The 15090-nt window shown below is 30.6% G+C and carries 12 protein-coding genes and 2 pseudogenes; 12 read left to right on the top strand and 2 right to left on the bottom strand.

All coding sequences use genetic code 11. The features are described 5' to 3' along the window. Positions 1 to 41: 41 nt before the first annotated feature. The 9 genes and pseudogenes from HMPREF1864_RS08805 to HMPREF1864_RS02610 all read left to right on the top strand — a co-directional run bounded on the left by HMPREF1864_RS08805 (position 42) and on the right by HMPREF1864_RS02610 (position 9152). A pseudogene (locus tag HMPREF1864_RS08805) lies at positions 42 to 272 on the top strand (type II toxin-antitoxin system RelB/DinJ family antitoxin). Between the two features lie 52 nt (positions 273 to 324). Continuing rightward, positions 325 to 462 (top strand): type II toxin-antitoxin system mRNA interferase toxin, RelE/StbE family, encoded by a 138-nt coding sequence (locus HMPREF1864_RS08800; protein WP_369817837.1) that lies wholly within the window; start codon positions 325 to 327, stop codon positions 460 to 462. A gap of 512 nt (positions 463 to 974) precedes the next feature. After that, on the top strand, positions 975 to 1571 hold the full coding sequence (locus HMPREF1864_RS02640) for a TetR/AcrR family transcriptional regulator (protein ID WP_019213939.1): 597 nt from the start codon (positions 975 to 977) through the stop codon (positions 1569 to 1571). A 23-nt stretch (positions 1572 to 1594) separates the two neighbouring features. Beyond that, positions 1595 to 4069 carry a PEP/pyruvate-binding domain-containing protein gene (locus HMPREF1864_RS02635; protein ID WP_062571292.1) on the top strand — a complete coding sequence of 825 codons (2475 nt, stop codon included), beginning with the start codon at positions 1595 to 1597 and terminating at the stop codon, positions 4067 to 4069. 1 nt (position 4070) lies between these two features. Next, positions 4071 to 5450 (top strand): MATE family efflux transporter, encoded by a 1380-nt coding sequence (locus HMPREF1864_RS02630; protein ID WP_062571291.1) that lies wholly within the window; start codon positions 4071 to 4073, stop codon positions 5448 to 5450. Positions 5451 to 5985: 535 nt separating this feature from the next. Further along, positions 5986 to 7011 carry an acyl-CoA thioester hydrolase/BAAT C-terminal domain-containing protein gene (locus HMPREF1864_RS02625; RefSeq protein WP_062571290.1) on the top strand — a complete coding sequence of 342 codons (1026 nt, stop codon included), beginning with the start codon at positions 5986 to 5988 and terminating at the stop codon, positions 7009 to 7011. Positions 7012 to 7283: 272 nt separating this feature from the next. Continuing rightward, positions 7284 to 7892 carry a class I SAM-dependent methyltransferase gene (locus HMPREF1864_RS02620; RefSeq protein WP_062571289.1) on the top strand — a complete coding sequence of 203 codons (609 nt, stop codon included), beginning with the start codon at positions 7284 to 7286 and terminating at the stop codon, positions 7890 to 7892. Between the two features lie 31 nt (positions 7893 to 7923). Then, positions 7924 to 8550 carry an L-2-amino-thiazoline-4-carboxylic acid hydrolase gene (locus HMPREF1864_RS02615; protein WP_062571288.1) on the top strand — a complete coding sequence of 209 codons (627 nt, stop codon included), beginning with the start codon at positions 7924 to 7926 and terminating at the stop codon, positions 8548 to 8550. 104 nt (positions 8551 to 8654) lie between these two features. Next, positions 8655 to 9152 (top strand): methyltransferase family protein, encoded by a 498-nt coding sequence (locus tag HMPREF1864_RS02610; RefSeq protein WP_062571287.1) that lies wholly within the window; start codon positions 8655 to 8657, stop codon positions 9150 to 9152. Positions 9153 to 9283: 131 nt separating this feature from the next. Here HMPREF1864_RS02610 and HMPREF1864_RS02605 read toward each other — a convergent pair whose 3' ends face one another. Together HMPREF1864_RS02605 and HMPREF1864_RS08350 are read right to left on the bottom strand one after the other, a co-directional pair. Further along, positions 9284 to 10183 carry a DMT family transporter gene (locus tag HMPREF1864_RS02605; protein WP_062571286.1) on the bottom strand — a complete coding sequence of 300 codons (900 nt, stop codon included), beginning with the start codon at positions 10181 to 10183 and terminating at the stop codon, positions 9284 to 9286. 40 nt (positions 10184 to 10223) lie between these two features. Further along, positions 10224 to 10693: pseudogene (locus tag HMPREF1864_RS08350) on the bottom strand (ion channel). A gap of 177 nt (positions 10694 to 10870) precedes the next feature. Here HMPREF1864_RS08350 and HMPREF1864_RS02595 point away from each other — a divergent pair. From HMPREF1864_RS02595 to HMPREF1864_RS02585, 3 genes are all read left to right on the top strand, one after another. After that, entirely contained in the window at positions 10871 to 12388 is a 1518-nt protein-coding gene (locus HMPREF1864_RS02595) for a hypothetical protein (RefSeq protein ID WP_062571284.1), read from the top strand. A gap of 101 nt (positions 12389 to 12489) precedes the next feature. Next, complete coding sequence (locus tag HMPREF1864_RS02590) at positions 12490 to 13224, top strand: AAA family ATPase (RefSeq protein WP_062571283.1); 735 nt, start codon at positions 12490 to 12492, stop codon at positions 13222 to 13224. A 115-nt stretch (positions 13225 to 13339) separates the two neighbouring features. After that, on the top strand, positions 13340 to 14683 hold the full coding sequence (locus HMPREF1864_RS02585) for a C1 family peptidase (protein WP_062571282.1): 1344 nt from the start codon (positions 13340 to 13342) through the stop codon (positions 14681 to 14683). Positions 14684 to 15090 lie beyond the last annotated feature (407 nt).

Here is a 15090-nt window from a genome sequence, read left to right as displayed (position 1 = left end):
CTTTCTTACACTATTTATGGTACTAAAAAGCACCAGAAAAAATATATTCTAGTTTAGGTATAAATATGACTACCGCCATTAACATGTTTTTAAGGGCATGTATTAGAGAAAGAGGCATTCCTTTTGATTTAAAACTTGACCTTCCAAGTGATGAAACAATAAAAGCTATAGATGAATGAAGAATGTTAGATAAAGAAAATAATGTTACAGCTTATGATAATATGGATGACTTGAGAAAAACCCTCGAAGTACAAAATAAAGTTTACGAGTAGATCTAAAAAGGACCTATAGCAGGCTAAAAAACAAGGGAAAGATATTGAAAAAATGTTTGAAATTATTGAGAAAATTGCAAAAGATGAAGCCCATGATAAAAGATATAGAGATCATTCATTAGTTGGAAATTATAAGGGAATACGAGAATGTCATATAGAATCAGATTTTTTGTTGATATATGAAAAATAGAAGATGTATTAGTATTATCCTTAGTAAGAACTGGCTCACACTCTGATTTGTTTAAGTAAAATAACACAGAAGATAGACTTCTACGACCTGTACACTCTCTATAAACTAAAAAATTATGAGGAAATAGTCGAGGATATAAAAAAGATTCATACATAAGATCCATGTGGGAAGTATATCTCAGTAAAATAAGAATAAAATAGATCTAAACTTTGATAAGTGCGTAAAAAAGAAGCAGATCCCAAAGGGCTGCTTCATCAATTTTTCCGTAAGTGTCCGTATACTTACTGTGCTTGCTACTCAAGCTACTCAAGCTACTCAAGCTACTCAAGCGTTAAGCAAGTTTTGAATTTATAGCTATATTATACCAAATTATAATGATGTATTCAATTCGAAGCCATCTATGAATATAAAAAATAATATTCATTGACATATACAGGAAGAAGAGTTATAATATCTATGAATAAAAAATGTAAAATTCATAGACAAAAAAAACACTCTCGGAGGATAAAAATATGGGAAAGGCATTTACAGAAGAAGAAAAGATAAAAATCAAAGAAAGTATTATGGAAACAGCTCTTGATTTATTTCATGATAAAGGGACAAAATCACTTAGCATTTCGGAATTGACAAAAAGAGTCGGAATAGCTCAAGGGAGTTTCTATAATTTTTGGAAAGATAAAGAATCTCTTGTCATTGATTTAATGGCATATAGATCAATACAAAAATTGGAGAACATTGAAAAAGAATTTTCAAATTCACTTACGAATCCTAAAAAATTCCTTTCAGAGGTAATTTTTAAGTATTCAATAGACATGACTGAGAAAATTAGAAATCAGCAAATTTATCAAGAGGCATTTAGAATATTTGCGAGTCAAGATTCAAAGAAAGTGAATAGAGTAGAAAATTTATATGGGGATTTTTTGGATAGGTTAATAGATTATTGGTACAAAAACAATGTAGTAAAAAGCGTAGATAAGCAAGGTTTATCAAATGCCTTTGTTGGAAGCTTTGTACTGTGTTCAAATTATTTCCATTTTAATGAAGATACATTTGAGGAAGTACTTAATATTTATATACAAAGCATTGTTTTTAAATATATAGAAATTTAATTGTAAAAAGGAAGGTGATAGAAATGATTCTGGATTTTAATGAGATAAAAAAGGAAGATGTATTAATTGTTGGAGGTAAGGGAGCTAATCTTGGAGAAATGACTTCGGCTAAAATAAATGTTCCAAGTGGTTTTGTTATAACAGCAGACGCATATAGAGATTTTTTAAAAGTAAATGCTATTGATAGCCTCATTGAAAATGGAATTAAAAAATCAGCAGATGATGAAAAAATACTTCTAAATGAAGCTGAGCATTTTAGAGGAAAGATAAAGTCTGGGAAATTTCCTGAGCAATTGGAAAATGAAATAAGAGAAAAATATTTTAATCTTGGAAATAATACAAGAGTTGCAGTGCGTTCTTCAGCAACGGCAGAAGATTTACCGGATGCCAGTTTTGCAGGGCAACAAGAAACTTATTTAAATGTTCAAGGTATTGAAAGTGTATTAAATGGGGTGCGTAATTGTTATGCTTCACTTTGGGGGAATAGAGCTGTAAGCTATAGATTTCATCAAGGTTATGATCAAACTTCAGTTTCTATTGCAGTTGTTATTCAAGAAATGATAGAGAGTGAAAAATCAGGAGTTCTATTTACTGTAAACCCAGTAAACAAAAAAGAAAATGAGATGCAAATAAATGCAAGCTTTGGCTTAGGAGAAAGCGTTGTAAGCGGAAGAGTTACAGCGGATAGCTACATTATTGACAAATCAGGAAATATAATCGAAGTAAATATTGGAAGCAAGGAAACTCAGATTATATACGGGGATAAGGAAACTGTTGAAGTATCGGTAAACTCTGATAAAAGAAAAACTCGTGCATTAAATGATAGAGAAATACTTGAACTTATGAAGTGCGGTTTAGAGATTGAAAAACACTATGGTATGCCTATGGATATTGAATGGGCTATCAAAAATGATATTGTCTATATTTTACAAGCGAGAGCGATTACCACATTAAAAAATTCCAAGAATGATATAACTGACAATGATTTAATAGAGAAGTATATAAAGGGTAAAAAAATAAAAAAGGATATACAAGAAGTAATGTCATTCTTTTTAGAAAAAATGCCTTTTGCACATAGAGTCCTTGATTTCGATTATTTGATGGCAATTAATGATCAGAAAGTAAACATTTTGTCAGAAGGTGGAATTATTTTACCAAGAAATCCAATTATAGATGATGATGGTATACAAACTTTTTCTGATGACGGAAAGCGAATTGGAAAGAATATTTTTAAATTTTTTAATATTTTAAAGAACATGAAAGATTTTGAGTTCTGTTATAAGAAGTGCAAAGATTTTATGAATATATATGAAGTTGAAATAGAAGAAATCAAGCACTTAAATTTTGAAAATATGACATTAACGGAGTGTGGAAATTTCTTAGAAAAAAGTTATGTTCTTTTGCAAAAGCTTGCTTATGATAGATTCAAATATGCATTATTTCCATCAGTTTTAAATAGCAAGAAATTTACCAAAATAATAAAAAAAGTAAATAGCAATTATTCATCCTTTGATTTTTATTGGGACTTAGATAATAAAACATCAGTGGTTACAAATGATGTCTATAAAATGGCTAGCGAGATAAGAAAAAATGAAGCTTTAAAAAAAGCAATAATTTCAGGAGATAATTTTAAGGAACTATATAAAAAGTATAATGATTTTAAGAATATATCAGATGAGTTTATGAAAGATAATGGCTTTAAATCTGATTATAACTGTTATTGTTTATCTGCAAAAACATTTCTTGAGGATCCTGATAGGCTGATAAATATATTACGCCCCATATTAAATGAAAATAGTAATGAAAGTAACGATATAAAGGATTTTTCTAAGCTTATGGAGAGCGTAAAGGAAATCTATGGCAGAAAGTATCAGGATGTAGAAAAACAGATAAGATATTTTAGATATTTTCATGTGGTTCGTGAAGAAAGTCAATATTTGTGGGAAACACTATTTTATTATGTGAGAAAGTGTGTTAGAAGAATTAACTTTATACTCTTGGGTGATGAAAACATAGAAACTGGAGTGGCTAATCTTTTTCATAAAGAACTGTTGGAAGTAATTAACAGAGGTAATTTAAATGAATCAGATAAGGAAAAAATAAATAGGAGAAACGAAAAATTTCCTTTAGCAGTAAAAGTTTGGGAAGCTTCAAAGTTATTGATTTTTAAAACAGATGGAGATGTCTTAAAGGGAGTAAGTGGAAGCACTGGCATTGCAGTTGGAAAGGTGTGTTTAATAAATAGTCCTAAAGAATTTTATAAAATGAAAAAAGGAGATATATTAGTTTGTCATCTTACAGATCCTGAATGGACTCCATTATTTAAGCTGGCAAGTGCTGTTGTGGCAGATACAGGTTCTGCTTTGAGCCATGCTGCAATTGTTGCAAGAGAATATAATATACCGGCAGTTCTTGGAGTTGGTTTTGCAACTACTAAATTCAAAGACGGAGATACCATACAAGTAGATGGTAATACCGGCGAGGTCAAAGGTTGCTGATATGAAATCAAAAAATCAAATAGATCAAAAAGAATTGAGAAGGCAAAAGATTTTAAGTGAACCACTTCTACCTTTGATAGTAAAAATGTCAGTTCCAACAATTGTTGGTATGCTAATTATGGTTATTTACAATTTGACAGACACATTTTTTGTCGGACTTTTAAATGATAAATCGATGACAGCCGCTATTGGTGTTGTTTTTAGCTTCGTGAGTATTATTCAGGCTATTGGTTTTTGGTTGGGATATGGTAGCGGTAATATTATGTCTAAAAAACTTGGAGAACAAGATGAAGAAGAGGCGACAATTATTTCTTCCATGGGAATGGCATTTTCTATTATAAGTGGATTTTTGATAGCTATAATGTCATGGATTTTTATATCAGACTTGACAAAGTTCATTGGTGGGAATGCTTCTGTTAATTTATTTAAATTTACTACTCAGTATATAAAGGTGATTATAATAAGCGTTCCATTTAGTCTGTATTCAATTACTATTTATAATCAATTACGACTTTGTGGAAATGTAAAAGATGGAATGATAGGTTTGCTTTTAGGAATGTTTAGCAATATGATTCTTGATCCTGTATTTATGTTTATATTCAAGTTCGGGTTTGTTGGAGCTGGAATTGCAACTTTGACAGGGCAAATAATTGCTTGTATTTCACTTACTATGTTGGCGAAAAGAAATGGCAATATTCCTGTTTCTTTGAAAAATGTCAAATGTAGTAAAGAACGCATATACCATATTCTTGTAGGAGGAATGCCTAACTTTTCAAGGCAAGCAATTACAAGTGTTTCCCTCATTTTATTGAATAGAGTTGCAGCAAGCTTTGGGGACAGTATTATTGCAGCATTAACCGTAAGTTCAAGAACAGTTGCCATATCTTATATGATTATGATTGGATGGGGGCAAGGGTTTCAACCTATTTGTGCAATGAATTATGGTGCAAAAAAATATGGCAGAGTTAGATCAGCATTTAATTTGACAGTTGTTGTTGGAACTATATTTTTGATTATATCAGCAGTGGTGCTGTATATTTTTTCGGAACATTTTATTATTGCAATGTCTAAAGATAGTGAAGTTATTTCTATAGGAGTGCAAATACTTAGAATGCAATGTATAACAATTCCATTGTTAGCCTATTATGCGATAAGTAGTATGTTGATGCAAAACATAGGTAAGTATTTTTGGTCGTTGATAATTTCGATTTCAAGGCAAGGCATTTTCTACATCCCTCTTTTATATTTACTTACTAATTTATATGGGAAGTTTGGGATATATTTGCTCCAACCAATAGCGGATATTTTGTCATTTTTTTTAGCTGTTATTGTTGTTTATAAAATAAAAAATGAACTAAAAAACGAAGGGAATATACATTAGATGAATTAACACAGGTTGAATAGTTGGAGGAAATTACTATGCATTATTTTAGGTCTAATGCTTATATAGAAAAAATTTACAGACCTTTTTGATACTGGTAATTATCATAAAAAATCAAATTTAAAAAATATATAAAGAAAAAAATTCTTTCATTTTAGAGGATTTATGCCTAATAGCATAAGTCCTCTTTTTATGTCCAAATTAAACATAAAAACTCAAAAATATTATAGAAAAAGACAATGCATGTGGAGAGTGTAATCTTGATACAAAAGATTTAAATTTAGTTATCTTGTATTTTAAGTAGTTTTATTAGCATTTTGTCTTTCGATAAAGACGAAGAAGGATAGATCAAAAAGACTCAAGCAAACTTTATAAGGAAGCCGGGAATTCTATTGTAATTCATCTTTTAATAGGACTTATTAATGAATTATTGTTGCTTGTGTAATTAATACACTAAGGATGATATAATAAGTACAATTAAATTTTTGTTAGATACTAGGAGAAGCTTCATATTATTACAAAGGAAGGAGATAAAATGAAAAAAATATTTTTTAGAATTTTTTCAATTGTTATTATTTTACTGGCTTTGGTTTTTATTCTTAGAATATACAATGACCATAAGTATAAATATAGCAATAACTTGAAATTACCTGAATATTATAAAGATGTAACTGATATAAGTCTTTATCCCATAGCTACTGAAGGCGTTGATGTAACTTATGTTGATGAAGGTAGAATGCAAGGCTTTAGATTTGTACCTAAAGAAAAGTTACATAAAGGCCTTGTAATTTGTTTTGGAGGTTCTGACGGAAGTCCAAATTTTGATAATGCAAAAAGATTAGCTGAGGAGGGTTATGAAACTTTTGCCTTATTTATGTATGGTATGAAAAATCAAGAACAAACTCTGAGAAAAATTCCCTTAGAACAATTTGAAGATGTAATCAATTATATAAATAAAAATGTAAAAGATAATAAACCAATAAGTATTTTGGCGGCGTCAAAAGGATCAGAATATGCACTTAATTTGGCTAGCAAATATCATGAGATAGATAACTTGGTTTTAATAGCACCTTCATCTTATAATTTTGTTGGTCTAGATTTTAAAGATTATGGTTCATCATGGACATACAAAGGAAAGGAGCTTCCTTATATAGATATTAAAAAATCATCACTTAAGTCATTTTTGAAAAATATTATTCTTCCAGCCATCATTAAAAGTCCTATTAGTTTTAAAGATACTTATAATAGCGCAATAAAAAAAGACTCATCAAGCCAAGAAAAATTAATCCCAGTCAAAGATGTCAAGGCAAATATATTAATGATCGTAGGTGAGGATGATTTGATGTGGGATAGTCTTGCCATGGCAAATAAAATAAAAGAAGAAAATCCTAAAGCAAAGATTTATTCTTATAAAGGTGCAGGGCATATATTTGCTGGCAATGGTATCATTAATATAAAAAATGAGAGGATTGCAACGGGTGGAACAGCTGAAGACAATAAAAAAGCAAAAATCGAATCAATAAAAGCTATTGATACTTTCTTAAAGGAAAACCATAAATAGAAGATTACTTAGATATTTAAAGACGGTAGAAATAATAATCTATCGTCTTTTTTAGTGCCAAAAATGGAAGGAAAAGGAAATGTAATTAAATGTTTTTAGAATAAAGAAGGACTAATAGATTATGATTTTTGCAAATATTTCGATTAAAAACGCAAAATCAATGAGGTCATTATTTTATTTTCGTTTAATTAATTAATATAAATAGTATTTGTGTTTAAAATAATGAAAAGTGATATAATACAGGTGATAATTAGTATCAATAGGAGGTAGACATGTTTAAGAGTTTCTTAGAAAATTTTAAAAAACCAAAAGATAATTTTGGAGGAAGATTTATTTTAAAAAGTATGAATAAGGGACATGAAAAAATAGCAAAGTGGGGAAGGTCTTATTTAAATATTGATGAAGCTTATACTGTCCTAGATTTGGGATGCGGTGGAGGACGGAACATAGAATATTTTTTAACTAAAGCTAATAAAGTCTATGGCCTTGACCATTCAGAGGCAAGTGTAAAAATGGCTAGTGAAATTAATAAAGAGGCAATAAAGTCTGGTAGATGTAAAATATTGGTTGGAGATGCAAAGAGCCTTCCCTTTAAAGATGAATCTATGGATATTATCACAGCTTTTGAAACTATTTACTTTTGGAATGATATAGAAGAATGCTTTAAGGAAATTTATAGAGTGTTAAAGAAAGATGGAAAATTTTTAATATGTAATGAAGCTTCATCTAAGAAAAGAAAAGATGTGAAGAGACTATCAAGTGTTATAGGCTTCGAAGTTTACACACCCCAAGACCTGACAAAAATGCTCACAGATATTGGTTTTAAATGTGAGTATTATTTAGACAAAAAGGAAGAGGTATTGTTTATTGCGACAAAGTAAATAATTTAATGAAAGGCATAAGGTATAAAATATGAAGTACCATAGATTTTATTTCAATATTTTTAAACAACCTATAAAAAAAGTGTTACTAGAAAATTATGGAAATGATTATGCTAGAGAAATTATCACAAAAAGCAAAATAGTTTATAAAAAATTAATAGAAGAAGCAGATGATATAGGCGATGACAATCCCATGGCTTATAATGAAATGTTCGCCCTTGTCTTTGTTGCCCCATATATAGCAAGTGAAAAAAGTATTACTCCTGAAATAGTTCAAGAAATGATGAGAAGAGCCCTTTATTCACTTAGATGGTTTTTCTCCTTAACTAATCTTAATACTAAAAGAGGCAAAAGGGCGAATAAGAAAAATATACTCAAGTATTACAAGTGGTACACAGAGGAAAAAGAAAAGCTATATCCTACATCCTTTAAAGTTGATTTTGAGGGAGAACCCTATGAGGGTGCTTGTTATTATAGAATTACTCGTTGCCCCATTTGTGCTTACACAAAGAAGCTAGGGGTAGCTGAATTAATGCCTTTATTCTGTGAATTGGATGAGCTTATGATAAGTCTTCAACATGGAGTCCTTCACAGAAAAGATACCATAGCAAATGGAGCAGATTGTTGCGATTATTATATAAGAGGCGATAGGGAGTGAACTTAATAAATGATTTTTTTAAAGAAGCTTTACTTCGTTAACATCAATTTCCATAGTGAAACAAATGAAAATATTAAATTTATAATAATCACTGAGGTTTGAAAATGGAATCAAAAGAATTTAAAATGCCAGCTTTTGGGGTCGGACCAATTTATGTCCTAACTTGTTTATTTTTGACAATGCTAGGAGTGTATCTACATATTAAAGGATATTTATATGGAGGAGAATTTACCAAGGGTAAAATATATTTTATTATTATTGGAATTCTCTTAATACTTTTTGGTATATATTTATGGATAGAGGCAGTTATTGTTCAAAAAATAAATAGAAAAATTAAAGAGAAAAAGTTGATTACAAGTGGAGTTTATAGTTTTGTAAGGAATCCAGTTTACTCTGCATTTATATTTGTCTTCACAGGTATTTTATTAATTACAGCAAACTATATTTTATTATTACTACCCTTTGTCTTCTGGGTGTTCCTAACAATATTAATGAAGACCACAGAAGAAAAATGGTTAAAAAATGAATTTGGAAAAGAATATGAAATATACTTAAGAGAAGTAAACAGAGTAATACCTTGGTTTAAAAGAAAAAGTAATTGAATTAAGAAAGCATCTAGTCTTATGGGTCACCATAAAGCTAGATGCTTTTGTCGTATTATAAATTAATATTTATTTTTAGATACATATAAAATAATTTGAATTGTCTAATAAAATTTTTTATACTACGTAATTTAATTCTCTGCATCCTCATCCTTAACTGATAAAAAGACAGTCAACAATATACAGAAAAATCCTCCTAACTCTACTAAGGAAAATCTCATTCCTAAGAATATAGCAGCAAGTAAAGTAGCTGAAGCTGGTTCAAGACATCCTATTAGGGTTGCCTTAACTGGTCCAATATGTTTTACACCTTCAAGGAAGATGGAGAAGCCACCAGCAGTGCCCACTAGGATTATTATTGCAATCATTAGCCATGCTATGAAGTCTAGATCCCTTGGTATAATCCAAGCCTTAGTAACTATGGATATTACAAGACCACCGATGAGCATACCCCATCCAGTTACAAGTATGTTGCCCCACTTAAGTATAATAGGTCTAGAAAAAAGTGTGTATGTGATAACGCCTACTGCTGATAACAATCCAAAGACAAGTCCTACTGTGGAAATTGTCATATTACCAGGATTTCCACCAGTTGAGATTAAATAAGTTCCAAAGACAGCTAGAAAAACAGCTATAACTTGTGAGAGTTTCATTCTTGTTCTTGTAACTATGGCCATAAAGACAATCATTATAACTACGTTAAGGCTTTGAAGGACTGTCGCAGTCGCTGAGTCTGAATATTTTATAGCACTTACAAAGGTGTACTGACACATTAAAAGTCCTAAGATAGCAAAGGCAAAAAGCCAGCATACATCCTTTGGGACTGTCCAAATTTTTATAACTTTATCCTTATCTTTAAAGGCTGCTAAAATTAAAAGTACAATGCCTGATAAGACCATACGAACTGCTGTTAACCAAGATGAATCAATAACATAATTCATAAAAAGATACTGACTACACACACCAGATATTCCCCAGCTCAAAGCACCCATAGATGCAAAAAACAAACCTCTCAGATTCTTATTCTTCAATCAATCTTCCTCCTATAATGTAAAAATTCATATATAAAAGTTACTTTATTTCATCTCCTAAATTCCTAAGTTTATCAACTTGTTCTTCTCTTCCAAGTATTATAAGGACATCTCCAATCTTAAAACTATAATCAATTGGAGGGTTAAAGAGCATCTTTTCATCTTCAATCTTTTTTATTGCAAGGACAGTGAGGCCAGTTTTTCTTGGAATTTCTGCTTACTTCCCTTCCATAAATCAGAGACCTTACCTTCAACAAACATAGCAACAATACTTGTAAAGGCATAACTATCAACATCTACCCCTAAAAAAATCATGATAACTGAAAATATTTCAGATGTATTGCTCGTGGTACCAACATCACCAAAGCCAACAGTAGATATAGTTATAACTGTCATATACAAGGCATCGACAATATCTACATATAATAGAATCCTATAACCCACTGTTCCTAAAATAAGTAAGAGGGAAAATGCATATAAAATAAATTTAAGTTTTCTTTTCTCGTCTATAAGCCTCTCCTATAATTGAGATTATATTATAATACATGATAAAAGACTAGACGCTTAAGTCTTATAATAATATTCTCTTGAGGATTAAATACCTTAAGAGATTTTTTTGTGAAATTTATATTATAATTAAGTTAACTAATAATTAATTAGGCTTAAGTAAGCTGGGGGTGAAATAGTGTGACCGACTTCAAAAAAATTTGTGCATTTTCAGATAAGTGGTTGAAAAAATTTTCAAATAAAGAGCCGAAACTTTATGATTTAATGGATGGTTCAATGGTAGATGATTGTTTAGGACTTAGCTTTTCACTAGAAAGTGGACATGAGTTTATACGAAAATATGGACAAGCTTCAGGAAAGTTAGCTAACTTAAAAGAAATTATTGAAGATATAAATGAAATTAATCTTTTAGGTTCTGTTATTTTTCTAAAATGGCGATATTTTAATCACTGGTCTTATGATCAAAGTGAAATATTAAAAGAGGATAATATTAATTGGTTTATCTTAGCACTAAGTCATTTATATCACCTTGCAGCAAAGAATGAATTCTTATTCAAGGGTGAAATCAAAAGTATTATTTTAAAATCTGATGCTATGGTTTTTGGAATAGGTCCCGAGGAAGGTCAAGTATTTGGTCAAGACATTTACTTAGATATCAAAGGAAAAGTTTCAATTAAGTCTTATAAATATACTAGGCAAGTAGGAACAAAAAATGTGGAAAGAAGCGACTTTAAAATTGGAATAAGGGAAACTTTAAAAATTTTTTATGAACTCAAAAAATATTTTGAATGTAAATATGATCCCTTTGAACTTATGATTATGGACGCGGGAAGCTGGGATGCAGTAATAGAAAACACAGCAGGTGAAAAATATTCATTTAATGGACCTCTGATTAAAAACTATCACAAGGATCTTGACTATTTGTCTACCCTTATCAGGACCTCGCTTGGGAGAAGGGACTTATTTGTTTTTAACGGTGATGCTAAGACTGATAGAATTAAAAAGATTGCTATTGACTACAGTAGAACAACAGAAGACCCAATAAACTACCTTCTATACTATTTGGAACCCCTTAAGATAGTTTATGAATACAAGGAATCCCTAGTAATTGATAGGGAAGAAGATACTATTGAGCATATTAAAATAATTGGAGAAGGACGTAAAATTTCTCAAAAATTTGAAGTAGAGGGCTTAATAGATAATATTTTTGAAGATTTTGAAGAAGAAGACTTGTTTAAAGAAGTCGAAGGAAATCCAGGGGATGCTGTAGATATACCTTGCGATATAAGGAAATATAAGATTACTATTGATTATGAGAAAAAGCCACAGCTAGTTATTGAAGGAGATTTTGACAAGAGAGGTTTGCCAAAAGATTTTTCCAACTTCGCTGCAAGACTTCAGGATTCTATAAATTTATGTAACTTTGAAGAAATTTTAAACCCAAAATTTTATAAAAAAGTTAGGAGATTAAAAGATCAATATATTTATTGTAGCCTAGCCTTTGGAAGTAGTAAAAAGACCTACTATTACAGAACCGAAGATGACAATATAGAAGAGGGCGATTTGGTAATAGTCCCTGTGGGGTCTGACAACCATGAAGCAGAAGCCCTAGTAGTTAAAGTTGAATACTTTAATAAAGAGGATGTGCCCTTTCCACTTAATAAGACGAAGTTTATACTTGAAAAGTATGATGATTAAAAGAGTTATTAAAAGAAAGACTGGGGAGTTCAAAGTGTGGTGACCCCGTAAAATAAATTTTTAAAAATGATATAATTGATTAAAGATTGTGAGGTCATACTATGGAATACTTAAAAGAAATTTATAAAATAAATAGAGAAGACTTGAAAGAATATTCATACCTAAGAAATATTCCTTCCTTAAAAAATTTTCAAGGAATAAAAATAGAAAAACCAGTAACATTTTTTGTTGGAGAAAATGGTAGTGGTAAATCAACTCTTCTTGAAGCAATAGCTATTGCTCTTGGCCTTAACCCAGAGGGTGGATCCAAAAATTTTAATTTTGCTACAAAAGAAACACATTCAGAACTTGGTAAGCTCCTAGAAATTGCTAGAGGACCAAGAAGAGAAGAGGATGGATTTTTTCTTAGAGCTGAGTCCTTTTACAACCTTGCAACAGAAGTTGAGGAGCTCGCAAGCTCTGGTTTCACAAATTTTTATGATTCCTATGGAGGTAAGTCACTTCATGACCAATCCCATGGCGAGAGTTTTAGATTCCTTATCTTAAATAGGTTTAGACCCAGAGGAATTTACCTACTAGATGAACCAGAGGCAGCACTTTCTCCAACTTCACAGATGTCGCTACTCTGCATAATAGATGAATTGGTAAAAAAAGATACTCAATTTATAATTGCAAGTCACTCGCCAATTATACTTGCCTATCCCAATGCAGATATTTATGAATTTAGTCAAGCAGGCATAGAAAAGACCTCCTATAGGGAAACACAATCCTATAGTGTGACTAAGACCTTCTTAGATGACCCAGAAAAAATGATGAATTTATTATTTGATGACTAAGAAGGATTCCCTTAGGACCCTAATAATTAAAAGTATAAGAAAAGAAAGTTAATTTATTGAACAATTAATAAAAAAATATCTTATTATAAAAGAAAAATAAGAAAGGATATATTTTATGGAAATAACTAGAGAATTTTTAGAAGAAAACCGAAAAAGATTTTTTGAAAATAGAGGAAACAGGATTGCACAAAGAGCAGCGGTAAACAATGGACTTTTAGAAGCTTCCATAGATAGGGTGGAAGATAGGACAAATAGACATACCTTTAACATCGAACTAAAAGAAAAAGAAATTAGAAACCAAAAACAATCAGGAAGATGTTGGATGTTTGCAGCCCTAAATTTAATGGAATACAAACTTTGCACCAAGTATAAGCTAAAGGGCTTTGAACTTTCAAAAAATTATACCCTATTCTATGACAAGTTAGAAAGATGCAACTACTTCTTGGATTCAATAATAAAGACTGTAGATGAGGATTTAGATGGAAGATTAGTATCACACATCTTGACAGATCCCATGGGCGACGGTGGACAATGGGATATGATAAAAAACATAATAAACAAGTATGGACTTGTGCCAGCATATGCAATGAAGGAATCGGTAAACTCATCTGCAACAGCAAACCTAAACAACTACTTGACAAAGGTATTGAGGATGTATGCCAAAAACTTGCGTAAGTCTTATGAAAAGGACAAAGATATAGAAACATTAAAAATAATGCAAGAAGAATACATGATAAAGGTATTTGACATACTTTCCATAGCCCTAGGCACACCACCAGAACGCTTCGACTTCGAAGTTAGAAACGAAGATGAAGAATTTATTTCAGACAAAAACTTGACACCACAAGAATTTTTCAAGAAACATATAGAAGTCAAGCTAGATGATTATATTTCTCTAATTAATGCACCCACAAGGGACAAAGAATATTACAAATCATACACAGTGGACTTTCTTGGCAATGTAATGGAACTTGACAAGGTAAAATATGTAAATGTCCCAGTAGAAGTAATGAAAAGTGGAATACTAAAGCAACTTAAAGATGGAGAACCAGTTTGGTTTGGTTGCGATGTAGGACAATTTTTCTACAGAAAGGAATCCTATCTTGACCTATCAACAGTAAAGATTTACGACCTATTAGATGTTCAATATGATTTTTCTAAGGAAGATAGACTTGACTACAAGGAATCACTAATGACCCATGCCATGGTCTTTGTAGGTTGCGATTATGATGAAACAACTGATAAGATAAATAGGTACAAGGTAGAAAACTCCTGGGGCAAGGATGCAGGAGATAGGGGTTATCTTGTAATGAGTGACCAGTGGTTTGACGAGTATATGTATCAAGTCCTAATCAACAAAAAATATTTAGATGAAAGGGTCATAAAGGCCTATGAAGAAGAAGCAAGACACCTAAAACCTTGGGACCCAATGGGTTCACTTGCAAGTATAAAATTTTAAATAGAAGAGAAATAACATCCTCTTTGCTGGAAACAGTAGGGAGGATTTTTTATGTTCAAAAATTATTTAGACTTTATTAAAACACTAAATCAATTGCACCTAATAAGTCTGTCATATAACTTATAAAAGAAGAACATTTTAAAGTGGAAGGGATAAAGAGGTTATCAATAAAGTAAGATCTTAAAGCTTACAAAGTAAATTAGAAAAAATAATTATTATAAGAAGTCTTATAAAAGTAATAATTTATGAAAACTTTATAAAACATTAGGATAGAAAAATATTCCCCATTTATCAACTTAATAAACATTAAGGTGTAAATACTTGAAAATACTTAAAAATATTAATTGATATAGGAAATCAAAAAAGAATAAATTAAGTTGAAATATAAAATAAAATATAAATATAAG

Source organism: Peptoniphilus sp. DNF00840, assembly GCF_001553125.1.
In the GTDB taxonomy this organism is placed as follows: Bacteria; Bacillota; Clostridia; order Tissierellales; family Peptoniphilaceae; genus Peptoniphilus_A; species Peptoniphilus_A vaginalis.
This window is presented reverse-complemented; position numbering and strand designations above follow the sequence as displayed.